We start from the raw sequence: 24,244 nt of genomic DNA, 5'->3' as shown, positions 1-24,244 counted from the left end.
ATACGCCGACGAAACTGGCCCATCCCCACCACACCTCATACCCCACGAAGGAGGCCTGAGACCTGAGATTCAACTCAGTGACGGGGTTGATGCTCCTTAGAAAGGAGGTGATCCAGCCGCACCTTCCGGTACGGCTACCTTGTTACGACTTCGTCCCAATCGCCAGTCCCACCTTCGACAGCTCCCCCCCTTACGGGTTGGGCCACCGGCTTCGGGTGTTACCGACTTTCATGACGTGACGGGCGGTGTGTACAAGGCCCGGGAACGTATTCACCGCAGCGTTGCTGATCTGCGATTACTAGCGACTCCGACTTCACGGGGTCGAGTTGCAGACCCCGATCCGAACTGAGACCAGCTTTTTGGGATTCGCTCCACCTCACGGTATCGCAGCCCTCTGTACTGGCCATTGTAGCATGCGTGAAGCCCAAGACATAAGGGGCATGATGATTTGACGTCATCCCCACCTTCCTCCGAGTTGACCCCGGCAGTCTCCCATGAGTCCCCACCATAACGTGCTGGCAACATGGAACGAGGGTTGCGCTCGTTGCGGGACTTAACCCAACATCTCACGACACGAGCTGACGACAACCATGCACCACCTGTACGCGACCAACTAAATGACACCCCATCTCTGGGATTCCACCGCGCATGTCAAGCCTTGGTAAGGTTCTTCGCGTTGCATCGAATTAATCCGCATGCTCCGCCGCTTGTGCGGGCCCCCGTCAATTCCTTTGAGTTTTAGCCTTGCGGCCGTACTCCCCAGGCGGGGCGCTTAATGCGTTAGCTGCGGCACGGAATCCGTGGAATGGACCCCACACCTAGCGCCCAACGTTTACGGCATGGACTACCAGGGTATCTAATCCTGTTCGCTCCCCATGCTTTCGCTCCTCAGCGTCAGTAACTGCCCAGAGACCCGCCTTCGCCACCGGTGTTCCTCCTGATATCTGCGCATTTCACCGCTACACCAGGAATTCCAGTCTCCCCTACAGCACTCTAGTGTGCCCGTACCCACTGCAAGCTCAGAGTTGAGCCCTGAGTTTTCACAGCAGACGCGACACACCGCCTACGAGCTCTTTACGCCCAATAATTCCGGACAACGCTTGCACCCTACGTATTACCGCGGCTGCTGGCACGTAGTTAGCCGGTGCTTCTTCTGCTCCTACCGTCACTTTCGCTTCTTCGGAGCTGAAAGAGGTTTACAACCCGAAGGCCGTCATCCCTCACGCGGCGTCGCTGCATCAGGCTTTCGCCCATTGTGCAATATTCCCCACTGCTGCCTCCCGTAGGAGTCTGGGCCGTGTCTCAGTCCCAGTGTGGCCGGTCGCCCTCTCAGGCCGGCTACCCGTCGTCGCCTTGGTAGGCCATTACCCCACCAACAAGCTGATAGGCCGCGAGCCCATCCCCAGCCGAAAAACTTTCCACCCACACTCGATGCCGAGGCAGGTCGTATCCGGTATTAGCCACCGTTTCCAGTGGTTGTCCCAGAGCCAGGGGCAGGTTGCTCACGTGTTACTCACCCGTTCGCCACTGATCCACCCCGAAGGGCTTCACCGTTCGACTTGCATGTGTTAAGCACGCCGCCAGCGTTCGTCCTGAGCCAGGATCAAACTCTCCGTCGAAAAACCTACGACCACACCACCACCCGAAAGCAGCAGCACAGCCAAGATCTTTAGCACTTCATAGTTGACCCTTGGACTCGAAAACCCCACCCCCCACTGGCGTGAAAGAGGCGGAGATCAATCCCAAAGGAACCCCAAACCATCACCCACCCACGCAGAAAACGCAGCGCAGTGACAGTCGATTGGGGGTTGATACATATATGGCATCAACATTTTTGGCACACTGTTGAGTTCTCAAGAACCGGACGCACCCACCCGCAACAACCCCCACACAGAGGGCCACCCGAAGAGGGGCAACTTTCCCACCTTAACCACCAACCAGGCCAAACAGCAACCCAGTCACCATCAAGGTTTCCGGCGCCACCCGTCAGACGCGGACCACCCAAGCTCAGAAGCTCCGGTTTTCCGCCCCGTCGGGGCGACATGAGGAACAGTACGCGGCTCCTGACGGCATCTGCAAATCGCCTCCACCGGAGCCGGTTCGACTGCGGGTGGTTCCCCGGCAGCCCTGCACCCAGAGCTCTTCATCGGCAGTCCACCGACTGACCTGAGCCCGCAGGGTGACCAATCCGGACTCGTACCGGTCATGCCCCTCCGCCGACCGGCTGGTCGCCCCGTTCTGGTCCCTCACGCTCGTCGGCGCACAGGATGACGTCGACGCAGGTCCCGGAGCTCCCGACGCACGTCGCTCTACCGGCTTCCGTGCTGCCGCAGCCGGCAGTGCTCGAACACCGTCAGGCCGAGCACGACCAGCGATCCTCCGACCGCCAGCCAGGCGAGGGCGAGTTCCACACCTGGCCCGGGGTCGAGGGCTCCTGACACGTTCTCCGCCCCGGAGCACAGAGCGATGAGGAACGCCAGCACCGATGGCAACAGCGGATGCACGTCCCCGACGCAGAACAGGTACCGGACGCCGTGCACGACCGCGGACGCCGCGCCGACGAACAGCAGCGGTATCGCGAGGACGACACCCACGAGCACTGCCAGGCCCAGGAGCGGGAAGTCCGGACGGGTCGCGGATCCGTCCAAGCGTTCGACGATCGTCACCGCGAACCACGGCAGTCCGATTGCGGCGCCGAGCAGACCCAACGTCCGCAGGGCCGGCTCGATCCGGGCGAGCCGCTGAGTGGGGTGGCTCACGATGGCGATGATCACGATCGCGACGACAACGATCGGGACGGCGACCACTGCCTTGACGACGAACCCGATCACGGCCCCTTCGAGCAGCTGCTGTCCCAGGTCGTCGGGGGCGCTGCCGTAGAGCCCGACCGCCACGACCACCGACGCGTAGCCGAGCCAGGATCGCCAAGCCTGCAGCTTCTCGACGAACAGGTCAGGCCGACGACGGGGACGCATCAACCGTCCGACCGTGCGCCAGACCCGCCGCAACGCCTGGACGTAGCCCTGCGCGAGTCCTCGGCCGAGGTGGCTCGCCGACCGACGCCGACGCCGTCGCGTCACCCTCTACCGCTCCCCGTTGCAGGACGCCACCCGGGAAGAGGCGCCACGACCCTCACCCGGAGGCCATCGACCACACCGCAGCTCACTCGACCGACTCGGTGGTCGTGGGCGAGCGGGATCCCTGCGTCTCGTCCACGACGACGACCTGGACCCCGCGAGCTCGCAACGCCGCGACGCGCTCCGTCGGCGCAGTGGCGTCGGTGACGATCGTCCACGGCAGGGGGATCCGGAACCAGGCGTGGAAGGGGCGGGCACCGATCTTCTCGCCGTGGGCGAGGACGTAGACCCGCTCGGCACGGCGCACCATGAGCTCCTTCAGTCGGACCTGCCCCAGGTCGGCCTCGCAGATCTCCCCCTCGTCGGAGATCCCGTCCGTCCCCAGGAACACGGCGTCGGCGCTGACCCGTTCCAGGGCCGCCTCGGTGAGCGGTCCGAGGAAACCCTGGCTCAACGGTCGGAGCCGACCACCGAGGCACTCGACGACGACTCCGCCGGCGTCGCTCAGTTCGGTGACGACGGTGAGGCTGGCGGTGATGACCGTCAGGCCTCGCGCTCCCGTCAACGCCGCCGCGAGCGCTCCGACGGTCGAGCCGACGTCGAGCAGGACCGTGTCGCCGGTGGTGATCTGCGTCGCGGCCCACTGCCCGATCGCGACCTTCGCGGAGTGCGCCTGGTCCATCCGCTGCCGCAACGTCGACTCGCTGTGCGCCCCGATGGGGATCGCGCCGCCGTACGTGCGGGCGATGCGGCCCTCGGTGGTGAGGATCGCGAGGTCGCGCCGGATGGTCGAGGGAGACACGTCGAAGCGGGACGCGAGGGTCTCGACGTTGGCGAGGCCCTCGTGGGCGAGGTCGACGATGGCTGAACGCCGGGTCTCGGTCGCCACGGAGGGCATGTGTCTCCCTGTCAGTCCTGCGTGGGGCGGGGGGCCACCTCGATGGCCTGCCGCATGGCCTCGACCATGCTGCGGGTGTCCACCTTGCCAGTCCCCGCGATGTCGAACGCGGTGCCGTGGTCCACGGAGGTGCGGATGGCGGGCAGCCCGACCGTGATGTTGACGCCGGCCTCGATGCCGAGCACCTTCACCGGCCCGTGGCCCTGGTCGTGGTACATCGCGACGACGAGGTCGAAGTCACCGCGGCCGGCCAGGAAGAACAACGTGTCGGCGGGCAGCGGTCCGCGGGCGTCGATCCCGTCGGCGCGCGCGGCCTCGATGCCGGGCGTGATCTTCTCGGCCTCCTCGCCGTAGCCGAACAACCCACCTTCCCCCGCGTGCGGGTTGATCGCGCAGACACCGATCTTGGGGTTCGCGTTCCCGGCGGCGACGAGCGCGGTGTGCCCACGGCGGATCGTGCGTTCGACGAGTCCCGGTTCGATCTTGGCGACGGCGTCGACCAACCCGATGTGGGTGGTCACGTGGATGACCTTGAGGGTCGGCGTCGAGAGCATCATCGACACCTCCTCCGTCCCGGTGAGTTCCGCGAGCAGCTCGGTGTGACCGGGGTAGACGTGGCCGCCGAGGTGCAGCGCCTCCTTGTTCAGCGGGGCGGTGCAGATCGCCTGGACCTCACCGCGCATCGCCATCTCGCTGGCGACCCGCACGTAGTGGTAGGCCGCGTCCCCTGCCACAGGGGACAACTGTCCCCAGGCCAGGTCGGCGGGCAGCAGTTCGAGGTCCACGACGTTGATCCGACCGGGTTCGAAGACGGCGTCCGCGACTCCCTCCACCGGGACGATCTTCACGTCCACCCCGAGGACGTCCGCGGCGAGCCGCAGCCGGGCGGCGTCCCCGACGACGACGGATCGGGAGTTCTCGACGACGCTCGGGTGCAGGAGCGCGGCGACGACGATCTCCGGGCCGACACCGGCTCCGTCCCCCATGGTCACGGCGATGGCGGGACTCGTGCTGCTGCTCATGGGAAGGCCTTCCAGAGGTGGGAGGAGTTCGGGGTTCAGCGATCGCACGATCCGGAGCAGGCTGTCCGGGCCGCCGAAGCTGCCGGGGCGGGTGACGACGTGACGACCGTCGGGGGTCTCGGAGCGGACGGCGCCGTGTTCGATCTGCGAGAGGAACCGCAACGAGGGGACGTGCAGGGCGTCGAGGACGTGGCGGGCCGTCTCGCCGCCGGTGAGGACGAGGTCGGCGGGCCCGACCGCATCGGCGACGACGCGACCCAACGCCCGGGACAGTTGTCGGCCGTGGGCTGTCCCGGTGAGCCGGACGACGGTCAGGGAGTTCCGCGAGACGGCCTGGGCGAGCTGGGCGACGGCGGTGCCGCGCAGGACGTCGGCGCACGGCAGGTCGACCGGGGTGGCGCCGGCGTCGACGAGTTCTTCGGCCTGGCGCTGCGCGGTGGGTTCGGCGGTGCCGACGACCACGACGAGGCGCGAGACGTTCCGTGCGTCCGGTTGCTCGTGGGCCGCCTCCGCAGGGAGCGCGCGGGCGACGGCGGCGACCAGTCCGGCCGACCCGACGAGCGGCCGGCCGTGGGAGGCGGTGACGATCAGGTCGAGGTCGTCGTCGGTCTCGGCGTCGCAGACCACGACGGTTCCTGGCGGGACCTGCTCGATCCGCGCAGCCAGGTCCCCGGAGCGCACGACGTCGAGGGTGAGCGTCGTGGTCGCGACTCCCGATAGGGCGTCGGAGACCGTCGCCGGTGCCTCGCGCCCCTCCGTCGCCCAGGCCGCGGTCTCGGCGAGCGGCCGCCCGTCGACGAGCAGCCGTCCACCGATCACCGTTCGATCGGCGACGGGGAGCGCTGGCGCCAGCACGACCGTTCCCCCCAGAGCACGCACGACCGGGACGAGGTTGCCGCGCAGCAGGCTGTCGATCTTCGTGACCACCGTCCGGCCGGGTGCTGCCTGGAGGACCTCGGCGACGCGCGCTCCGGTCTCCTCGGAAGTGAGGTGGCGGGAGTCGAGGTCGAGAACGGTGTCGTGGTCGGTTATCCGCGTGGGCCAGAGACCGATGTGGACCGGGCCGGTTCTGCGCGAACCACGCAGACGAAGGGCTCCTGCGGATTCGGCGGCACCGGAGAGGTCGTCGGTGAGGACGAGCAAGCCAGCCACCAGACCTCCTCTGCGACCGTTGTGCGCCACGCTGACCGGGGGCTCCACAACAGTACGAGCGCGAATCACGCTAGCCCGCCTGCGCGGACTGCGCAATCGTCATGATGGTGAACGCGCACCCCTTGCAGGACGGCGTCCTGACGGCGTGCAATGCCGCCGGGGCCCTCCCCCCGCCCGTGACCGACCCGCGAGTCTGGAGATCCACCCGTGCCCGAACACACCGCCTCCGCCGAGTTCGCCCGCAAGTTCCGCGCTCGCGAACCCCTCGTCGGCTACTGGGTGATGCTCGACTCACCCGCCTCCACCGAACGCCTCGCCCGTGTCGGCTACGACTACATCTGCCTCGACCAGCAGCACGGCCTCATGGGTTACGACGGGCTGCTGCGTGGGCTGATGGCCGTAGACGCCGGTGCGCGGCTGGGCGACGTGGACACGGTAGGGATCGTGCGCGCGGCGGCAAACGACATCACGTGGATGGGCCAGGCCCTCGACGCAGGTGCGTCCGCGATCATCGTGCCGCTGGTCGACTCGGCCGCCGACGCGCGGCTCGCGGTGCAGAACGCGAAGTACCCGCCGATGGGGCGCCGGTCGTTCGGACCGATGCGGGCCCAACTGCGATTGGGGCGTTCCACCGAGGTGCCGAACCGCGACGTGCTGGTGCTGGCGATGATCGAGACGGCGGACGGGCTGGCGAACGTCGAGGAGATCGCCGCGGTCGAGGGACTCGACGGGTTGTACATCGGGCCGTCGGACCTGTCGCTCGGGTTGGGAGCCGTGTTCCCCGGCGACCCCGCGATCTCGGACGAGTTCGACGCGGCGTTGGAGCGGATCAAGGCGGCTGGGCGGGCGGCGGGGAAGAGCGTGGGGATCCACACGCCGAGCGGGGACGTCGCGGCCAAGCGGTTGGCGGAGGGGTTCGACGTGGTGACGGTGGCGGGGGACGTGGTGCACCTGGAGGAGATCGCCACCGCGCACCTGCGGTCGGTCCGCGACTGACCGGGGTCAGCGGTTCGGCGAGCGCCGGGGAACGGGGCGAGCAGGCGGTTCGACAGCGGTGTCCCCGACGGGTGAGGCCAGTGACCGCTCGAACCCGGTGATGAGGTCGATCAGGCCGTCGACCTCGAACGCGCGGTTGCGTCGGCCGGCGGTCGTCTGCACCAGGACTCCGGCCGTGTGCAGCCGGTCGACGGCCTCGTTGACGGCCTGGGTCGACCGGTCCGTCAGCCGGACCAACTGCGCGACCGTCGTCACCGGGGTCTGCGGCAGGACGTCGTCGAGCAACTGGGCGACCGTCGACCCCGCACGCAGCGGTCCCACCGCCTCCCGCCAGCGCTGGCTGAGTCCTGCCAGTCCGTCGGTAAGTCCCGACACCCGTGCGCAGGCTTCGGTCGTCGCCGCGGCGAAGGTCGCGATCCACTCGGCGATCCCGGTGTGGCCGTCCTCGCGGAAGGATTCGAGACCGGCGACGTAGTCCCGGCTCCGGGTGGCCAGGACGAGGCTGACCGGCGGGACGTGGTGGGGACTCAGGCCGCGACGGGTCAGGACGACGTGGATGAGGGCGCGACCCGTCCGACCGTTGCCGTCGGCGAAGGGGTGGATCGTCTCGAACTGCGCGTGGGCCAGCGCGGCCTGGACGACCGGCGGGTGGACGTCCGAGTCCACGTACTCGACGAGGTCCTCGAGCAGCGCCTCGACCTCGTCCGGGGGTGGCGGCACGAAGTCGGCAGCGCAGGGGTTGAAGCTCGACCCGCCGATCCAGTTCTGGCGGTCGCGGACGGTTCCCGCCCAGCTCGCGTCGCGAGTGCCGGCCAACAGGGCGCGGTGGATGTCGCGGATCGCGTCCACGTCCAGCCGGGGCCGTCGGGCGACGTCGTCGACGGCGGCTCGCATGGCGTCGATGTTGCCGAGGACGTCAGCCGCCCCCTGGTCGGGAGAGGATCCGTCGAGCTCCAGCGCGGCGTCGGCGCGCGCCAGTCGGCGGCCACCGATCTCCAGCCCTTCGATGCGGGAGGACGCGACCGCCTCCGCTCTCAGCAGCAGTCGGGCGATGGCTTTGTAGCCGCGGTAGGGCAGACCAGAGGCGTTGAGCTGCTGGACGGCGCGTTCGGCGTCGGAGACGTCGGCGGCGACGTCGGCGGGCAGCATGACCTCGCGTCCGACGAGGCGGGCGGGGACGAAGGCGTCGTAGCGGCAGGGTTGGCGGTGGCGTCGGGGCACGCCGGTGATGTCCCGGTCGGGGGTCCACTGCGTGCTAACGAGTCGGCCCATGCCGACATCATAATCAAGGTTGAAGCTGAAGCTTGAACAAGATAGGGACGACGACCAGGTTCACGTCGACCTCTGAGCGAGCCGGTGGACCGGGTGCGCGGCCGGCAGCTCGTGCAGCGGCACCCGCAGGTCGGACCACCGCCACCCCAGCCGCCGCAACCGGTACCGCCGCAACCGGTGGTGCTCGTAGGCGGTGAGCCCCAGGACGGTCAGGGACCCCCCCGAGCGCGAGGAGGGACAACGTCCGCTCGACGCCGACGGCGGGCTGCAGGGCCTGGTGGACGTTCTCCGCGCCGCTGGCGAGCGCCACCGCGAAGGCGAGGACGGACGGCAGCAGCGGGTGCACGTCACCGGCGCAGAAGAGGTGGCGGACGCCGCGCACCACGACGGCCGCGGCCGCCACCACCAAGAAGGGCCAGGTGAAGTACAGGACCACGCCGCCGCTCACCAGGACCGGCGCGAGGTGCTCGACCGCGACGGAGCCGGCTGGTCGCCGCTCTGCCCACTCCTTCAACTGCAGCACGAGCAGTGGAACGGCGATGACGGTCACGAGCAGCGAGAGGGGACGAACCACCGGACGGAGGCGTCCGCGACGTTGCGTGCGGTGGCTGCAGAGGGAGACGACGGCCAGGGACACGAGCACGACGACGACTGCGACCGCCGCCTTCAGCAGGAAACCTACGATCGCCCCCGTGAGCATCTTGTCCGCCAAGCCCGTCGTCTCCTCCCCCGACAAGCCGACGGCGACGACCACGCTGGCGTAGCCGAGCCAGGAGCGCCACGCCTGCAGGCGCTCCACGTGCGGGTCGATGCGCCACCGCGGGGTCATCCAGCGGGAGACCCCGCGCCAGCAGCGGACCAGCAGGCCCACGTACCAGGCGATGAACCGGACACCCAGCTCGATCAGCACACCCGCCATGACGACTTCCCGCTGCAGTGACGCTCCGTCGCCGACTGTGGCGGAGGAAGCCGACACGGTGAGGAGAACACCAGGGCACTCGCTCTCGGACCGGTCTCGTCGATCGACCTCAGCCGGCTCGCACCGCGAGGTCGTACAGCCGGCGCGCCCACTGGACGGCCTGCTCAGCGCGAGGGGCGGAGACCATCGTGGCGGCGTAGTGCGCCTGGTCCTTGATCTCAAGGAGGCGCCGCAGGTCCTTCGCCATCGCCACCCCGTCGGGTCGGACGGTGGCGAGCAGATCGACGGCTTGCCGGTGGTCTTGCCCTCGCGAGCGCTGCCCCAGTCGGCTGCAGCACACCGCGTCGGACGCGGCGATGCCGGACAGGACCGCCAACGACGCTGCCACCTGCGGGGTGGCGAGACCGTCATCGGTCTCGTCGATGACCAGTTCGGCGACCTCGAGGAACGCTCGCGCCTGCTCCAGCCGGGTGTGCCCCTCAGCGGGGGAACAGTCGCTCGTGCGACCGGACGGGCTCACCGCGCCACGTTCCGCAGCAGGGCGCTGAGGTCTCGACCGACCAGGGTGATGGCCTCTCGCCGCCACGAGCCGACGATCGGTTCGTCGGCTTCGACGTGGTCTCGGAGGTCGCTCACCGAGATGTCGTATGGCTGCGCCGGGTTGCCGCTCCAGGACTGGACGGCGGTCACGAGGGAGTCCACCTGGTCGTCCCAGGCGAGGGCTCGTTCCCCCGTCACCTCGTCAGCACGGACGAGCAAGAGGTCGACGTCGGAATCGACACTCCCCTCCCCTCGGGCGAGGGAACCGAAGACCGCGGCTGTCTCGACCGGTACGGCCCAGGACCGGACCCGTTCCTCGATGCGGCGCAGGAGTTCCCGGCGCAAGTCGGCGAGGATCTCCACCGCGGGCCAGGCGAGGTGGTTCCGGTTGGCGCTGTAGTACGCAGCGTTCTTCCGGCGCTCGACGGTGATGACCCCCTCCTCGGCGAGGCGAGTGAGGACGCGTTGCACCCCGGCTGGGGACGCTGTTCCGACAAGGCGGGCGACCTCACGGCCAGACATCGCAACCGTCAATCCGGCCAGCGCGACGAGCACCGGCCCGTCCAAGGACGGGACGACGACTCGAACGGGATGGCCGAGATCCACGTGCCCAGTATAAGAGTCGAATGACCGGAAAAGTAGGCACGTGGTCAACCCGGCACCGCCTTTCACCCGGCGGGGTGCCGGCAATCGCGTGGGCGTCCCTCATCAGGGGGACACCACGAAGAGAGCACCGCGGCTCGTGACATCGCCCCGGGCGAATCACTGCTGGTGAGCCCGATAGCTTGATCGTCCAGGCTGGAACCAAGGACCACGAGGTGACGATGTCCGCGATCGACGGCCCACTCAGCCGGGGGCTGTGGGAGGAACTCGTCTCCGAGGGCTTGGCCGCGCAGCTCATGAGCGCACACGAGGCCGCTCAGCTGGGGTCAGTGGACGAGGAGGACGCCCCGCACGTCGTCAGCGCGCACCTCAACCGGGCCATCCTCAAAGCCCTCCAAGCCCGGTCCAGCACGGCTTCGCAGCACGAGCTCGTCCGCGGCATCCTGGCAGTCCTCACCGCGACGCCCCACACACCGGTGCTCGACGACAAGGGACGCTTCCAGCAGCTGCTGTCGCTCGCGACAGGAATCGTCCCGCCGCGCCCAACCACTCCCCTGTCGGAGGCGGCACTCCTGACCAACAGTCCGGGTGAACCCGGACTGGGCAGCGAGATCCGTGCGGAACTGGAAAGCGCCGACTCCGTCGACCTCATCGTCGCCTTCCTCAAGTGGTCCGGGCTGCGCCTACTCGATGAGCCTCTCAAACGCCTGCGCGATCGTGGCGCGAAGGTGCGCATCATCACCACGACGTACATGGGCGCCACGGACCGACGCACGGTCGACGCCCTCGTCCGGGACTACGGCGCCGAAGTCAAGGTCATCTACGAGACCACGCGCACTCGACTCCACGCCAAGGCTTGGATCTTCCGACGCAACACGGGCTTCCACACCGGGTATGTCGGCTCATCGAACCTGTCTCGGTCTGCTCTGCTCGATGGGCTCGAGTGGAACGTTCGGTTGTCGAACGTGGCCACCCCGGCGCTGCTGCAGAAGTTCGACGCCACCTTCGAGAGCTACTGGGCCAACCCGGCCTTCGAGACGTACGACCCGGATCGCGACGCAGGTCGACTCGATGCAGCGCTGCGGGACGCGGGCTCGACGGGTCGCAGCGGCGCTCCGGTCGACATGTCGTCCATCGAGGTGACGCCACGACCACACCAGCAGGAGATGCTGGAGCAGCTCGCGGGTGAGCGTCAGCTCCACGACCGACACCGCAACCTCGTGGTAGCGGCCACGGGCACCGGCAAAACCGTCCTGGCGGCGCTCGACTACCGCAACCTGTGCCGGCTGCACGGACGAGACTTGAAGCTGCTGTTCGTTGCCCACCGCAAGGAACTCCTCGAACAGGCGATGCGCACGTACCGCCAGGTCCTCGCGGACGGGACCTTCGGAGAACTCCTCGTCGGCGGCTACGAGCCGGCCGAGGGGCGTCACGTGTTCGCCAGCGTCCAATCGCTGACGCCTGCACGCATCGCGACGTTCGCGGCCGACGCCTTCGAAGTGGTTGTCCTCGACGAGTGCCACCACGGGACGGCACCCACGTACCGCCGGGTCGTCGAACACTTCGCACCGCTGGAACTCCTCGGCCTCACTGCAACCCCCGAGCGTGGTGACGGCCAGGACGTCCTGGCCCTCTTCGACGGCCGGATCGCAACGGAGCTGCGGCTCTGGGACGCGCTGACCGACGACCTCCTGGTCCCCTTCCACTACTTCGGTGTGAACGACGAGATCGACCTCTCGGCCGTGACGTGGACACGGGGGCGCTACGATGTTGAGGGGCTCGAGAACCTCTACACGGGCAACGACGCCCGCGCCCGCATCGTCCTTCGAGAACTGGAACGGCGCGTCAGCCATCCCGCGGGGATCAAGGGACTCGGCTTCTGCGTCTCCGTGGCGCACGCCAAGTACATGGCACGGGTGTTCACCGCGGCAGGCATTCCCGCGGTCGCCGTGTCCGGTGAGAGCAGCGTGGAGGACCGCAGCACCGCGTTGGGTCGGCTGCGTCGAGGCGAGATCGCCACGATCTTCACGGTGGACCTGTACAACGAAGGTGTCGACGTTCCTGAAGTCGACACCGTCCTCTTCTTGCGACCGACAGAATCGTCCACTGTCTTCCTCCAGCAGTTGGGCCGCGGACTCCGGACCGCCCACGGGAAGGCCGTCCTCACCGTGCTCGACTTCGTGGGCAACCAGAACGAGAGCTTCCGGTTCGACGCCCGCTTCCAGGCCTTGACCGGCCTCGCGCGCGGGCGACTGTCCCAGCAAGTCGAGAAGGGATTCCCTCTCCTACCGGCAGGCTGCTCCATCGTCCTGGACCGTGTCGTCCGAGAGCGAGTGCTCAGCAGCCTGAAACGACAACTCCAGCCGATGCGCCGGGCCCTGGTCAACGAGGTCAGGAGCATCGGTACCACCGATCTTTCGCAGTTCCTGGCGGAGTCGGGCCACGCGCTGCGAGAAGTTCTCAAGAACGACCGCTCGTGGACGACGCTCTGCCGTGAGGCTGGCCTCGACGTCCCTGCGGGCGGCGCCCTGGAGCAGAAGCTCCTCAAGCGGGTCGCTGCGTTCGCGCACGTCGACGACAGCTCACGCGCCCGCGTCTACCGACGCCTCCTCCGCGGAGAACAGCCGACCAGCCCCGTCGAGCAGGTCCTCGCACGGATGCTGACGGCCTCGCTGGTACCGGGGACCTACACCGACGGGCAGGTCGGGCAGCTCGCGAGCGTCGGCGGAGAGTCAGCCGTCAGCACGGAACTCGGGCAGGTCGTCGACCTGGCCTTCGACAGCGCCCGCCGACCGACCGTCGAGCTCACCGGTTCCCTGCACGGCGTCCCTCTGGCCGTTCACGCGCGATACTCCCGCAACGAGATCGTGGCAGCCCTCGGGTTGATCAGCGACAAACGTCCGCCGGAGCGCTTCCGTGAAGGTGTTCTCTGGGCGCCCCACCTGAACACGGACGCCTTTCTCATCACCCTCAACAAGTCCGACGCTGACTTCTCCCCCACGACGATGTACCAGGACTACCCGCTGACCCGCGACCTCTTCCACTGGGAATCGCAGTCGACAACCAGCGTCAGCTCGGTGACGGGCCAGCGGTACCTCAACCACCGCGAGAACGAAACGCACGTCATGCTCTTCGTACGGCCCACGAAGACGGGTGACCTCGGCCCCGACCCCTTCCTCTTCCTCGGTGAGGCCGAGTACGTGAGCCACCGGGGAGATCGCCCGATCGCCATCACCTGGAAGCTGCATCATGAGATGCCGATGGACTTCTTCGCCGCTGCGACGGTGGTGCAGTCAGCCTGACGATGGAAGAGCGGTTCCTCAAGGACTGCGGGTGACTCCGCTTCGTCACCGCACGCAGGCGTGCGCCGACCCGGCAGTGCAACGGATGGCCGAGGATCCGGTCATCCTCATCGAAGACGCCACACGCTACGCCGTAGCCTGCATCGCCTGCACATCGCGCCTGTGGACAGCCTCTGGCAGTGATCCAGCCTCCCACGGAACAGTCACCGGACAGGGCGCCGTACACCTCGAACGAGCCGCTCGACCCGGTCCGCTGCCTCGACGACGTCCTCGTGCTCCCACACCCGGTGCGACCGCCAGCCGGCACCGGCCAGTTGCGCGTCGGTGTCGCGGTCGCGGGCGGTGATGCTCGCGAGCTTCACGCGCCACCAGTCAGCGTTGGCCTTCGGCAGGTGCAGGTGGACGGGGCAAGAGTGCCAGAAGCAGCCGTCGACGAACACCGCGACGCGGGCACCGCGGAACACCAGGTCCGCACGACGTCGGCGGTTGGTCCCCGGTGGGGTCCGGTCCACGAGGTACCGCAGACCCCTGCGGTGCAGTTCCCGACGCAACGCCAACTCCGGCGCAGTGTCCCGCCGACCCGTCCTGCGCATGATCGCCGCGACCGCCGGGGTGGAGGGCGGAGGCGCCGGGCCGGGTTCCTCCCAGGTCACGGTCGTCCGCACCTCAAGGACTGTACGGGCGACCGCTCGAGACCAGCTCCGGTTGTCCACAGCCGGCCGATCAGCCAAGGTCGCCCTCGCGGCCTGTCGTCCACCCGCGACAACACCCCACACGCAACGAAGACCTCGTGTCGTTCACGGGCACCGCGTCCGGAGTACTCCGTGTTCAGCGGAGCGTCTGGCGGACGGGGTTGGAGAGTTCCCCCTCCCTGCGCCGATCCAGCGTCCTCGAAGAGGAGGGATGCTGCGTACCAGTGCTCCCGGGACGAGACCTGCTCGACGACTCGCACCATGAACTCGTCCCGGCACCCGAACCCCGCAGAACTACGGCTCCAGCACGTGCGCTTCCTGGTACGCCGCGATCAACTCCGGCCGCAGCCGACCCCGTTCCCCGACCTCCCAGCCGTTCTCCCGCCCCCACGCACGAACCTCCGCAGGCGACACAGAGAGAGTGCGGGCGGCACTCGCCTGAAGCGCCTCGGCGGCAGCCCGCTCCGGGACGACCTCCGTCGGTGCCGAAGTTGGCGTCACATCGGTCACGACCCCGACGTGCGGTTCTTCCACCACCGTCGATTCGTGCGGCTCGATCCCCCGGTCCGCGAGCGCCGTCCACAGACTCTCCAGCGCCCGCTCAGGGTCCCAGTTGAACTCACTGTCGCGAACCCGCCAGAACCGCCACCCGGCGCGCTTGAGTTCTTGTTCGCGGTGCACGTCGTTGTCGACCTGCTCGGCGCTGGTGTGCCAGGCGTCGCCGTCGCACTCGACGGCGAGTCGGCCCTTGGCCCCGGTCACGACGAGGTCGATGCGGCGGCCGTTCACCTCCCACTGCGGGGTCACCTGGTAGTCGCGGTCGCGGATGACGAGGAAGACGCGTTGTTCGAAGAGTGAGTCGAAGGCGGGGTGCTTCTCGCCGGCGGTGACGTTGCCGAGGTCTTCCGACGACCGGGCGGCGGGCGGGTCGCTGAGGTGGGCCAGCAGGAGCCGCCGCAGGTCCTTGGGCGACAGGACGTCCTGGGTCACCGAGTGGAACAGCCACATCTGGTCCTGGGCGCGGCTGGCAGCGACGTTGTAGCGCCGGCGTTGTTCCTCGAGCACCTGGGCGGTGTTCTTGCGGTTGGCGCCTACGACGAGGCTGAGCATCATGACGTGTCGCTCGTCGCCTTGGAAGTCCGGCGGCGTCCCGACCCGGAGGCGGCGTTGTTCGTACACGTCGGGCGCGATGCGGCTGCGCAGTTCGTTCTCGATCGCGTCCACCTGCGCCTGGCCCTGCAGGACGACGACGCCGAACGTCTTGCCGTCGTAGCGCGGGTCGGCGATGCAGTCGGCGACCTGCTGCGCGATGGCCGCGGCCTCGCGCGGGTTGCGGAGCCTGGCGTTCTCGCCCTCGCTGGGCGCACCCTGTACGTAGCGGACCTTCAGCGGCGCGAGCCGGTCGCGGCCGAACTGCCGCAACGGGACGAGGGGAGCATCGGCGTAGAACTCGCGCGAGGACCAGTCGATGATCTCCGGCATGCAGCGGAAGTGCTCGCGCAGTCGCACCACCGAACCAAACCGGGTGGTCAACAGGCTGAAGAGGCTGTCCTTGGGCGTCATGGACACCCGCAGGTAGTTCGGCAATTCCGACAGGTAGCTGTCGAGCTTGTCAAAGATCGGTTGCAGCGCACCCATGGCGACCTGGGACGGGGCGCACTGGCGGTCGTCGCCGACGACGATGACCCTGGGCGCCAGCCACAACAGGTAGAGGGTCTCGATGCTGGCCTGGCTGGCCTCGTCGATGATGACGACGTCGAAGGAGTTCTTGTGCGGCGGGACCGTCTCTAGCACCTCGGCGAGCGGCATGATCCATGCAGGGACCGCGCCGCGCGCCTCGGCCATGGCCTCTTTGGCCGCAGCGGAGAACCGGTGGGCGAACTTCCCCGTTCCGGCCCCTCGCGAGGCGCTGGCGCTCTGGTAGGCGCGCAACGCCTGCGACTGGTGCGAGGTCATGCGGGTGAGCGTGGCGTTCCACGCCTTCTCGGCCGCGAGTTCGCCGGTCACTGAACCGAACGAGGTCGTCACCTCGGCGAGCTGCTAGTCGAGCGCGGCCTCGCGGCCGGGACGGCGCTGGTCCTCGAAGAACGTCAGGGCCTTGGCCCACGCCCAGGCGCCCTGGAGGTCGCCGAGGCGGGTCGACCACTCCTCGTCGGTGGCGGTGGCGTCGATGAGGGCCAGCAGCCCTGGGTGCTGCGCACTCACCTCGCGGGCGAGTTCGTCGGCTCGTCGTTGGCTCTCGGCCTCGACGGCGGCGACCGCGAGCGCCGCGTGGGCCTGCGCGTACCCGCGGACATCGCGCAGGGCCAGGGCCTGGACGAGGTCGCGTACCTCGGGGGCCGACCGTTCGACGTCGGCGAGATGACGAACGCCGGCCAGGGCGGCCTCGACGGTGAGCTGGGCGTCCTGCGCCTCCAGCTGCGCGGCGACCCCAGGGAGGGCCTCGGAGAACGCCGTCCAGTCCTCCCTCGATTCCAGCGCAACCGTCACGCCGGAGTCGCGGAGCAGGACGCGAACGGCCGCCATCGCGGCCAGGGCCTGCACTGCGCGCGACAGCGCCAGGTGGGCGTCCACCAACGCGGACACGGTGAACCGGACGGACGCCTGTGTGCCGATGACGTGGCCGACCTCGGCCCAGCGTGCGACGAGCGCATCGGCCTCCACCTCCGCGGTCAGCCGGGTCAGGACGGCGTCGAGTTGTTCGGGGGTGCTCGGGGCCACGTCGTTGACGGTCGCGGCGAGCAGTCGTTCGGCGTTCTTCTCCGGTTGGGAACGGAACAGGCCCTTGGCGCGGATCTTGCCGCCGTTCGCGGCATGTGTGCGGAGAGCCCGCCCTGCGGTGAGCTGTGCCGACCTGCCCGTCGGGCCGGACGCGTCGAACTCGGGGAGGGCGATCTGCTGCAACGCGAGGGCGTCGAGGGAACTGTTCAGCTCCTCCGCCCGACCCGAGACCTGGTGCAGCCCCTGCCAGAGCGAAGTGTTCCGGTCGCGCAGCGAGTCGTCGATGCAGCGTCGCTGCCAGTCGTCGCCGGCGTCACCTCGAGCCAGCCCGGCGAGCGTCGTGCGGACCGCCTCGTTCTGCTGGTTGAGCTGGGTCAGGACGGCGCGGTCCACGGGTTCCATTGCGCGCACCAGGTCAGAGGCAGCAGCACCTGCTGCGGCGGCCGTCGCCTGCTCGGCCGCGACGAGTCGGGCGACCTCGTCGGGTGCCGGGACGTCCGCCGTCGCGGGGATCGCCTGAGCGGTCCGGGCCCGTCGTTCCGGGGTGCTCAGCGCGGTCAACCGGACGAGTTCCGCCACGTCCACGGGGTCGAGGGGCAAGCTGGGGGGCGCCGCCGCCGGCAGCGGTGTCGGGATCCAGGCGTGGCGGTGGTCGCGTTCGCGCAGACGCCCGGCGATCGCGGCCAGGGTCCCGCCGTAACCGGGCGCGACGGTCTCCTCTGGGTGGACGAAGGTCTCGGCCTCCCGCAGGGCCCGGATCTCCTCCATCAGCTCGACCTGACGGGACTGTGCCGCAGCGCGTTCCCCCGTCAGGCGCTCGATGCGCTGGGCGTACCGGACGGCGTCGTACGTCCCGTAGCGGTCGACGAGCGCGTTCACACTGCGCGAGAGTTCCACTGAACCACCGCGCCCCTGGTCGGTCATGGACACGCAGAGGTTGCGGACCTCGGTGGGGATCTTCTCGCGCAGGACGCTCAGGGCCTGCGCCTTCTGGCTGGTCACGAGAACCCGCTGCCCCTCGGCGACGAGTGCGGAGACGAGGTTGGCGATGGTGTGGGTCTTGCCGGTACCGGGTGGTCCCTGGACGACGACGCCGGTGTCCCGGCCGAGGCGGGCGATGATCTGGCGCTGTTCGTCGTTGGCGGGCAACGGGAACAGCGGGTCCGCCGCGACGGCGCTGCTGGACGAGCCGTCCTCGGCCTCCAACCAGGCCAGCCGCTCCTCGGGTTCCATCGACTGCAGCAGCTGGACCAGACCGAGGGGTGCCTCGGCGTCCGGGCCCTGCAGGGCCGCGGACATCTGGTCGTAGTAGGCGAGGAGGCTCGCCCGACCGCGCGGGCGCAGCACCACGGCCGGAGCGAATGTCAACGCCGGCACGGCGTCGATCTGCGCGGGTGGGGTCAGATCCTTCGCGTAGGCGCGGCAGGAGGGCAAGGCGAGTGCCCGCCACTGCTCGAGCAGCTCGTGGACGGACTCGTCCAGCGGGACCTCCAGGCCCTCGCGGACCTCCGCCCGCACCGGCTCGGCCCGCGCGCCGTCGAAGGCCTCGACGCCGTCGAGCAGCTCGCGATCGTGCAGGCGGGGCGTCGGTGGATCCGCGACGAGCAGCGCGATGGCCCCGGTCCTGGGATCCACCGCGAGGGAGAGCCGGGTGCTCAGCAGGTGGTTGCGGGTGCGTTCGCCGCCGTCCGGTGCCCAGGTGAGCAACCCCGTCTGCAGGACGAGTTCGAACTGGTCGTCCTGCTGGGAGAGCTGGCGGTGGATCCCGCTGAGGGCCTCGTACCAGCGCCGCGAGGGCGCCGAGCGCCGCTCGTGCTCCGCCCAGGCACGCCACTCCCCGCTCCAGCGGGCGTACTCACGGCGGATCCCGGAGTCCCCGACGAAGCCGTCGACGGTGCCCGATGCGTCGGCCGTGGGGTCGACGAGCAACGGGACCGCGGTCGTCGGGTCGGCCAGTCGGGTCGCGTCGACCCAGTCGACCAGGGCCTCGGGCAGCGGTGGGTGCGGCTCGGCGGCGAGGGCCGGGAAGGTCGCCAGCCGGCTACCCGGGCCGGCGGTGGCGTCACCGCTGATCTCGGCCGGGAGGTCGTGGAGCCAGAGGACCTGCGGGTGCGTGTCGACGTCGCGGACGGGGGCAGAGCCCATCGTCGCCAAGGCGCGCAAGAAGTCCACCAGCGCACTGACCTGGCTGACCATCTCGCGGCGGTGCGCCGTGTTCGTCTCTTCCACGTGGATCTCCCTTCACGCTCTGGAGTCATCCTGCCGGAGGGTGGTGACATGCGAGGGCTGAGGACGATCCTGACCGTCTGAAGCTGGCCGTCCTCCGCGACTCTCGTGACGGCGATCAAGTGCAGATGACTGCCCTCTTGTGCCTCGACTTCCGCAACACAGTACCCTCGAGTTCCGCAGGAAAGAGGCCTCTAGAATCGCAATTCCCGGGCCTCGCTTTCCGCAGCTCGCGTACACTGGTCGCGTGCAAGACGCGCAGCTGGGTCGGCGCATGGCCGACATCGCCGCCACCAGGTTGACCGAGGAGCAGGTTCTCCTCATCGAGGGTCCGCGCTCGGTCGGCAAGTCGACGCTCCTGCGCCACCTGGCTACCCAGGCCGGCGTGGAGGTCATCGACCTCGACGACCTCGACACACGTGAAGCGGTGAGCCGAGACTTCCGGCTCTTCGCCGCCGGCGACCCTCCGGTCTGCTTCGACGAGTACCAGAAGGTCCCGCTGGTCCTCGACGCCATCAAGGCAGAGCTCAACCACGCCGGACGACCGGGGCGTTTCGTCCTGGCCGGCTCCACGCGCTTCGACGCGCTCCCGACGGCAGCGCAGTCACTCACCGGCCGCCTGCACCGGCTCACCCTTCGGCCCTTCTCCCAGGGCGAGCTCGACCGGCACGAGGAGCACTTCCTGCCGATGGCCTTCGAAACGCCCAAGTCCCTGGTCGAGCTCGGTCCGTCACGCGTCGGGCGCGACGAGGTCATCCGTCGCGTCATCACCGGCGGCTTTCCGCTGGCCGTCGAGCGACCGACCACCGCTGCCCGCAACCGGTGGTTCGACGACTACGTACGACTGACTCTCGAGCGCGACGTCCGCGACCTGTCCCGGGTCCGTCAGGCCGCCGCGCTCCCACAGCTCCTGGAACGGCTGGCCGGACAGACGGCCCAGGTGCTCAACGTCAGCGCAGCCGCCGCCAGCGTCGGCCTCGACGACCGGACGGCCGACGGCTACACGAAGCTGCTGGAAGCGGTCTTCCTCCTCCAGCGCATCCCCGCCTGGGCGAGGACCACCTCCGCTCGCTCAGCTCTGCGTCCCAAGGTCCACCTCGTCGACTCCGGTGTCGCCGCGCGGCTGCTGCGACTGACACCCGAGAAGCTGGGACAACGCTCCGCGGTGGCCCTTCAGCAGTTCGGTCACCTGCTGGAGACTTTCGCGGTCATGGAGGTCGCCAAACAGGCGTCCTGGCGGGACGACATCGACGGGCTCCACCACTGGCGCACCCACGACGGACTTGAGGTCGACCTGGCCGTCGAGAGGGACGACGGCACGGTGATCGGGATCGAGATCAAGGCCGGTGGGCGCCTGCCGGGTGATGACTTCCGGGGCCTTCGTGCCCTGCGGGACCAGATCGGGGAGCAGTTCGTGGCGGGGTACGCGCTCTACCTCGGCGAACACGCTTACACCTACGAGGACAGGCTGCACGCCCTGCCACTCGACCGCTTGTGGACGGCGTGAGGGCACGATCCCCGCGGAAGTCACGGCGTACGCGATGCAGCAGTCGGCGACGCCTGACCGAGGCTCAGAACTAGGATCCGATCATGGACGAACGGACCGTGCAGGAGCAGCTGCGCGAGATGGTGGCCGAGCGCGACTGGGCTCAGTTCCACACCCCCGAGAACCTCGCGAAGAGCATCGCCATCGAGGCGGGCGAGCTGCTGGAATGCTTCCAGTGGTCCTCCGAGGCCGACCCGCAGCGAGTGCGGGGTGAGCTGGCGGACGTGTTCACCTACTGCCTCCTCCTCGCCGACGCGCTCGGCATGGACGCGGACACCGTCGTCGTGGAGAAGCTCGCCGAGACGCGGCTGAAGTACCCGGTCGAGAAGGCGCGAGGGCGGAGCACCAAGCATGACCGACTTTGAGATCCAGCAGTTCACGTTCTCCGGCGAGGACCTCAAGGCCTGGCAGGCGCTCGACGGGCGGCACCGCAACTGGCCGGTCGTGTACACGCTGGACGGAGCGGGGAAGGTCTACGTCGGCGAATCGCTGAACGCCGCCGGGCGCTTCAAGCAGCACCTCGACACGACGAAGAAGGCACTGCGTCACGCTCGCGTCGTACTGGACCCGACCTTCAACAAGTCGGTGTGCCTCGACCTGGAATCACACCTGATCCGCTGGTTCCACGGGGACGAGAAGTACCAGGTCCTCAACCGGAACGACGGGATCACCAACGCCGACTACTACCTCCGCTCGACGTACCGGCCCACCTTCGAGGCGATCTTCGACGAGCTGCGCGAGCTGGGTGCGTTCAGCCGCTCCATCAAGGAGATCGAGAACACCGACCTCTTCAAGCTGTCGCCCTTCAAGGCCCTCACCCCGGACCAGGCGATCGCCGTCGAGGACATCCTCTCGGGACTGTTCGACGACCTCGAGCACGACCGGTCCAGCCGCATCGTGATCCAGGGCGATCCTGGAACCGGTAAGACGGTCGTCGGGATCTACCTGATGAAGCTTCTGAGCGACATCAAGAACGCGGACCTGAGCGAACCCGTCGACAGCGACTCCTTGCTCTCCGAGTTCTTCGTCGAGGGCTACCCGCAGCTCTTGCGGGACTTCCGGGTCGGCCTGGTGGTGCCGCAGCAGTCCCTGCGCGGCTCGATCCGGAAGGTCTTCAAGAAAACGCCCGGCCTCGGCCCTGACATGGTCATCACGGCCTTCGAGGCCGGCAAGGCGGACGACATGTTCGACCTGCTGATCGTGGACGAGGCACACCGCCTCAACCAGCGGGCCAGTCTCGGCTCCGGTCCGCAGAACGCCGACTTCCGCGTCGTGAACGAGAAGCTCTTCGGACACGACGACCCGGAACTCACGCAGCTCGACTGGATCAACAAGATCAGCCGGCACCAGATCTACCTCATCGACGCAGCACAGACGGTCCGCCCCGCGGACCTGCCGCGAGCGGCTCTGGACGCCCTGGTGTCGACGGCACACACGGCGAAGCGGCACTACCGGCTCACGTCCCAGATGCGCGTCCAGGCTGGGTCCGACTACGTCGGCTACGTGCGCGGCGTCCTCGACGGCTCGGTGACGAAACGCCAGACGTTCGAGGGGTACGACCTCCGGTTCTTCGACAGTCTGCAGGCCATGCGGACAGCGATCATCGAGCAGGACGCGTCGCACGGTCTCGCTCGTCTCCTGGCCGGCTACGCGTGGCCCTGGGCGAGCAAGAAGGATCCCCAGGCCTTCGACATCGTCGTCGACGGAGTCGAGCTGTGGTGGAACAAGACGCAGGTCGACTGGGTCAACACGACAACGTCCCTCGACGAGGTCGGTTCCATCCACACCATCCAGGGGTACGACCTCAACATCGCGGGCGTCATCATCGGCGGCGACCTGCGGTTCGATCCCGCCAGCGAGCGCCTCGTCTTCGACAAGGCGAGCTACTTCGACGCCAAGGGGAAGCAGAACAACGTCAAGCGCGGGATCACGTACTCCGACGAGGAGCTGCTCCAGTTCGTCAAGAACATCTACGCGGTGCTGTTGACACGAGGAATCCTGGGGACCTACGTCTACGTCCACGACACGACGTTGAGGGAGTACCTCCGCCGGTTCTTCTGATGTACGAGGGCATGTCCACTACTGCGCGTGGCGTGGTCGGACCCGATGGACCACCGCGAGAAACGTCCTGGAGGGAGACACCATGGACCCGCTCGACCTCGGCGCCCGCCTCGCCCAGCTCCTGGCGACAGGCCGTCGCGTCTCGACGTACAAGCTCGCGACCCTGGACGCCCTCGTCCAACACTGCCTGGAGAACCCCGTCGCCGACGACGCGCCGCTCAGCGTACCCGTCCGCGACCTCGCGTCCCGGGTCGTCGAGGCGTACTGGCCGCAGGTCCGGGTGTTCGGTGAGCACGGGGTGCTGCGGCAGATCCAGCACACCCGTCCAGGCGCCGTGTCGGTCATCGATCTGGTCACCGATCTGCGGCGGAACAGCGACCGTCGGGGCCTGTCCACGCCGGCGCAGTTCCGGACCGAGGAGCCCCACCAGTGGACGGCCACGGTGCGGAAGATCGCGATCACCCTGGCCAGGCAGCCTCTGTTCCGCCTGCAGAAGACGGGAGGTCGGGAGCCGGGGGTCGCGTTCCTGTACGACGATTCCTGGCTCAGCGATGACGTCGGCATCGGGAACCTCGACGCGCACGACTGGTCCATCGAGTTGTTTCCCGGGGTCGCAACGGCCTTGGCGCGGGTTTCCCCGATGCTGCAACCCGTCCTGCAGCAGTGGTGGGTCGAGGACGTCCAGCGCCACAACAGCGCCGAACTCGAGATCCCCGACCTGCACGCGTTCCTGTTCGACGCGGACCGCACGGCCGTTGCACGACTGGCCCCCGGTCTGCGGGAGTTCCAGCAGAACCGCTGCTTCTACTGCGGTAGGACCCTCACCGGGGCGGTGCACGTCGACCACGTGCTGCCGTGGTCGCGGGTCGCCATCGACGGGGTGCGGAACCTGGTGCTCACCGATCCGCGTTGCAACGGCGACAAGGCGGCCACACTGCCGGTCCTCGACCACGTGCGGGAGGTCCTGGCCCGGCCCGAGGCGGACCTCGTCGTCATCTCTGCACCGGTGCGCTGGCCGGTCGAGACGGAGCGGGTGCGCGGCGCGGCCCGCGGGCTGTACCGGTCGACGGGCGCGGGCTCTCCGCTGTGGCGCGCTCCCGGGTTGTACGACTTCCACGACGGCACCGCCGTCCCGCTCTGACCACCTGTTTCCCAGCCCGTCGCGGCGCTCATCCGGATCGAGACGACAACGGATCCGCAGCCCCTTCCGCCATTGC

The 24,244-nt window shown here is 68.6% G+C and carries 16 protein-coding genes and 1 rRNA gene; 6 read left to right on the top strand and 11 right to left on the bottom strand.

Going from position 1 to position 24,244, the window contains the following annotated elements; translation table 11 throughout:
- Positions 1 to 100: 100 nt before the first annotated feature.
- The 4 genes from SJY07_RS14495 to pdxA all read right to left on the bottom strand — a co-directional run bounded on the left by SJY07_RS14495 (position 101) and on the right by pdxA (position 6,149).
- Positions 101 to 1,619: ribosomal RNA gene (locus SJY07_RS14495) — 16S ribosomal RNA — on the bottom strand.
- Positions 1,620 to 2,309: 690 nt separating this feature from the next.
- A complete protein-coding gene (locus tag SJY07_RS14490) occupies positions 2,310 to 3,080 on the bottom strand; it encodes a hypothetical protein (protein ID WP_380160041.1) in 771 nt (256 codons plus the stop codon).
- Between the two features lie 82 nt (positions 3,081 to 3,162).
- On the bottom strand, positions 3,163 to 3,975 hold the full coding sequence (locus SJY07_RS14485) for a DeoR/GlpR family DNA-binding transcription regulator (protein ID WP_380160039.1): 813 nt from the start codon (positions 3,973 to 3,975) through the stop codon (positions 3,163 to 3,165).
- 11 nt (positions 3,976 to 3,986) lie between these two features.
- Positions 3,987 to 6,149 carry a 4-hydroxythreonine-4-phosphate dehydrogenase PdxA gene (gene pdxA, locus SJY07_RS14480; RefSeq protein ID WP_380160037.1) on the bottom strand — a complete coding sequence of 721 codons (2,163 nt, stop codon included), beginning with the start codon at positions 6,147 to 6,149 and terminating at the stop codon, positions 3,987 to 3,989.
- 207 nt (positions 6,150 to 6,356) lie between these two features.
- Between pdxA and SJY07_RS14475 the strand changes: the two genes are divergently transcribed.
- The gene (locus SJY07_RS14475) at positions 6,357 to 7,145 is read left to right on the top strand and encodes an HpcH/HpaI aldolase/citrate lyase family protein (RefSeq protein WP_380160035.1); all 789 of its coding nucleotides are present in this window, start codon (positions 6,357 to 6,359) and stop codon (positions 7,143 to 7,145) included.
- Between the two features lie 6 nt (positions 7,146 to 7,151).
- Here SJY07_RS14475 and SJY07_RS14470 read toward each other — a convergent pair whose 3' ends face one another.
- The 4 genes from SJY07_RS14470 to SJY07_RS14455 all read right to left on the bottom strand — a co-directional run bounded on the left by SJY07_RS14470 (position 7,152) and on the right by SJY07_RS14455 (position 10,347).
- Positions 7,152 to 8,417: a Fic family protein gene (locus SJY07_RS14470; RefSeq protein WP_328293542.1), complete on the bottom strand. Its 1,266-nt coding sequence runs from the start codon at positions 8,415 to 8,417 to the stop codon at positions 7,152 to 7,154.
- A gap of 13 nt (positions 8,418 to 8,430) precedes the next feature.
- Complete coding sequence (locus tag SJY07_RS14465; protein WP_380160032.1) at positions 8,431 to 9,336, bottom strand: hypothetical protein; 906 nt, start codon at positions 9,334 to 9,336, stop codon at positions 8,431 to 8,433.
- 109 nt (positions 9,337 to 9,445) lie between these two features.
- Positions 9,446 to 9,856 (bottom strand): hypothetical protein, encoded by a 411-nt coding sequence (locus SJY07_RS14460; RefSeq protein ID WP_328293544.1) that lies wholly within the window; start codon positions 9,854 to 9,856, stop codon positions 9,446 to 9,448.
- The gene (locus SJY07_RS14455) at positions 9,853 to 10,347 is read right to left on the bottom strand and encodes a nucleotidyltransferase domain-containing protein (RefSeq protein WP_380160029.1); all 495 of its coding nucleotides are present in this window, start codon (positions 10,345 to 10,347) and stop codon (positions 9,853 to 9,855) included. Before SJY07_RS14455 ends, SJY07_RS14460 begins: the two co-directional genes overlap by 4 nt.
- Positions 10,348 to 10,700: 353 nt before the next feature.
- Here SJY07_RS14455 and SJY07_RS14450 point away from each other — a divergent pair, with 353 nt between their 5' ends.
- The gene (locus SJY07_RS14450; protein WP_380162333.1) at positions 10,701 to 13,781 is read left to right on the top strand and encodes a DUF3427 domain-containing protein; all 3,081 of its coding nucleotides are present in this window, start codon (positions 10,701 to 10,703) and stop codon (positions 13,779 to 13,781) included.
- A gap of 203 nt (positions 13,782 to 13,984) precedes the next feature.
- On the opposite strand, the gene SJY07_RS14445 is transcribed toward SJY07_RS14450, so the two are convergent.
- The 3 genes from SJY07_RS14445 to SJY07_RS14435 form a co-directional block, all read right to left on the bottom strand.
- Positions 13,985 to 14,374, bottom strand: coding sequence for a very short patch repair endonuclease (locus SJY07_RS14445; RefSeq protein WP_380162331.1), 390 nt, complete (start codon positions 14,372 to 14,374; stop codon positions 13,985 to 13,987).
- A 393-nt stretch (positions 14,375 to 14,767) separates the two neighbouring features.
- Positions 14,768 to 16,501, bottom strand: coding sequence for an AAA domain-containing protein (locus tag SJY07_RS14440; RefSeq protein ID WP_380160027.1), 1,734 nt, complete (start codon positions 16,499 to 16,501; stop codon positions 14,768 to 14,770).
- 12 nt (positions 16,502 to 16,513) lie between these two features.
- On the bottom strand, positions 16,514 to 19,423 hold the full coding sequence (locus SJY07_RS14435; RefSeq protein WP_380160025.1) for an AAA domain-containing protein: 2,910 nt from the start codon (positions 19,421 to 19,423) through the stop codon (positions 16,514 to 16,516).
- A gap of 244 nt (positions 19,424 to 19,667) precedes the next feature.
- On the opposite strand from SJY07_RS14435, the gene SJY07_RS14430 reads away from it, so the two are divergent.
- From SJY07_RS14430 to SJY07_RS14415, 4 genes are all read left to right on the top strand, one after another.
- The gene (locus tag SJY07_RS14430) at positions 19,668 to 20,927 is read left to right on the top strand and encodes an ATP-binding protein (protein WP_380160023.1); all 1,260 of its coding nucleotides are present in this window, start codon (positions 19,668 to 19,670) and stop codon (positions 20,925 to 20,927) included.
- A gap of 83 nt (positions 20,928 to 21,010) precedes the next feature.
- Positions 21,011 to 21,331: a nucleotide pyrophosphohydrolase gene (locus SJY07_RS14425; RefSeq protein ID WP_328293549.1), complete on the top strand. Its 321-nt coding sequence runs from the start codon at positions 21,011 to 21,013 to the stop codon at positions 21,329 to 21,331.
- Entirely contained in the window at positions 21,318 to 23,027 is a 1,710-nt protein-coding gene (locus tag SJY07_RS14420; protein WP_328293550.1) for a DNA/RNA helicase domain-containing protein, read from the top strand. The genes SJY07_RS14425 and SJY07_RS14420 overlap by 14 nt, the downstream gene beginning before the upstream one ends.
- Positions 23,028 to 23,109: 82 nt before the next feature.
- The gene (locus SJY07_RS14415) at positions 23,110 to 24,168 is read left to right on the top strand and encodes an HNH endonuclease domain-containing protein (RefSeq protein ID WP_328293551.1); all 1,059 of its coding nucleotides are present in this window, start codon (positions 23,110 to 23,112) and stop codon (positions 24,166 to 24,168) included.
- Positions 24,169 to 24,244: the final 76 nt, after the last annotated feature.

Source organism: Kineococcus sp. R86509 (assembly GCF_042466365.1).
Classification (GTDB): Bacteria; Actinomycetota; Actinomycetes; order Actinomycetales; family Kineococcaceae; genus Kineococcus.
Note: the sequence above shows the minus strand (reverse complement) of the source record. Positions and strands in the feature narration are given on the sequence as shown.

What these genes read in the sequence shown, in the direction of transcription:
- SJY07_RS14425 (WP_328293549.1), top strand. Translation starts at nt 21,011, where the DNA reads ATGGACGAACGGACCGTGCAGGAGCAGCTGCGCGAGATGGTGGCCGAG.
- SJY07_RS14470 (WP_328293542.1), bottom strand. Translation starts at nt 8,417, where the DNA reads ATGGGCCGACTCGTTAGCACGCAGTGGACCCCCGACCGGGACATCACC.
- SJY07_RS14415 (WP_328293551.1), top strand. Translation starts at nt 23,110, where the DNA reads ATGGACCCGCTCGACCTCGGCGCCCGCCTCGCCCAGCTCCTGGCGACA.
- SJY07_RS14445 (WP_380162331.1), bottom strand. Translation starts at nt 14,374, where the DNA reads ATGCGCAGGACGGGTCGGCGGGACACTGCGCCGGAGTTGGCGTTGCGT.
- SJY07_RS14420 (WP_328293550.1), top strand. Translation starts at nt 21,318, where the DNA reads ATGACCGACTTTGAGATCCAGCAGTTCACGTTCTCCGGCGAGGACCTC.
- SJY07_RS14485 (WP_380160039.1), bottom strand. Translation starts at nt 3,975, where the DNA reads ATGCCCTCCGTGGCGACCGAGACCCGGCGTTCAGCCATCGTCGACCTC.
- SJY07_RS14465 (WP_380160032.1), bottom strand. Translation starts at nt 9,336, where the DNA reads ATGGCGGGTGTGCTGATCGAGCTGGGTGTCCGGTTCATCGCCTGGTAC.
- SJY07_RS14450 (WP_380162333.1), top strand. Translation starts at nt 10,701, where the DNA reads ATGTCCGCGATCGACGGCCCACTCAGCCGGGGGCTGTGGGAGGAACTC.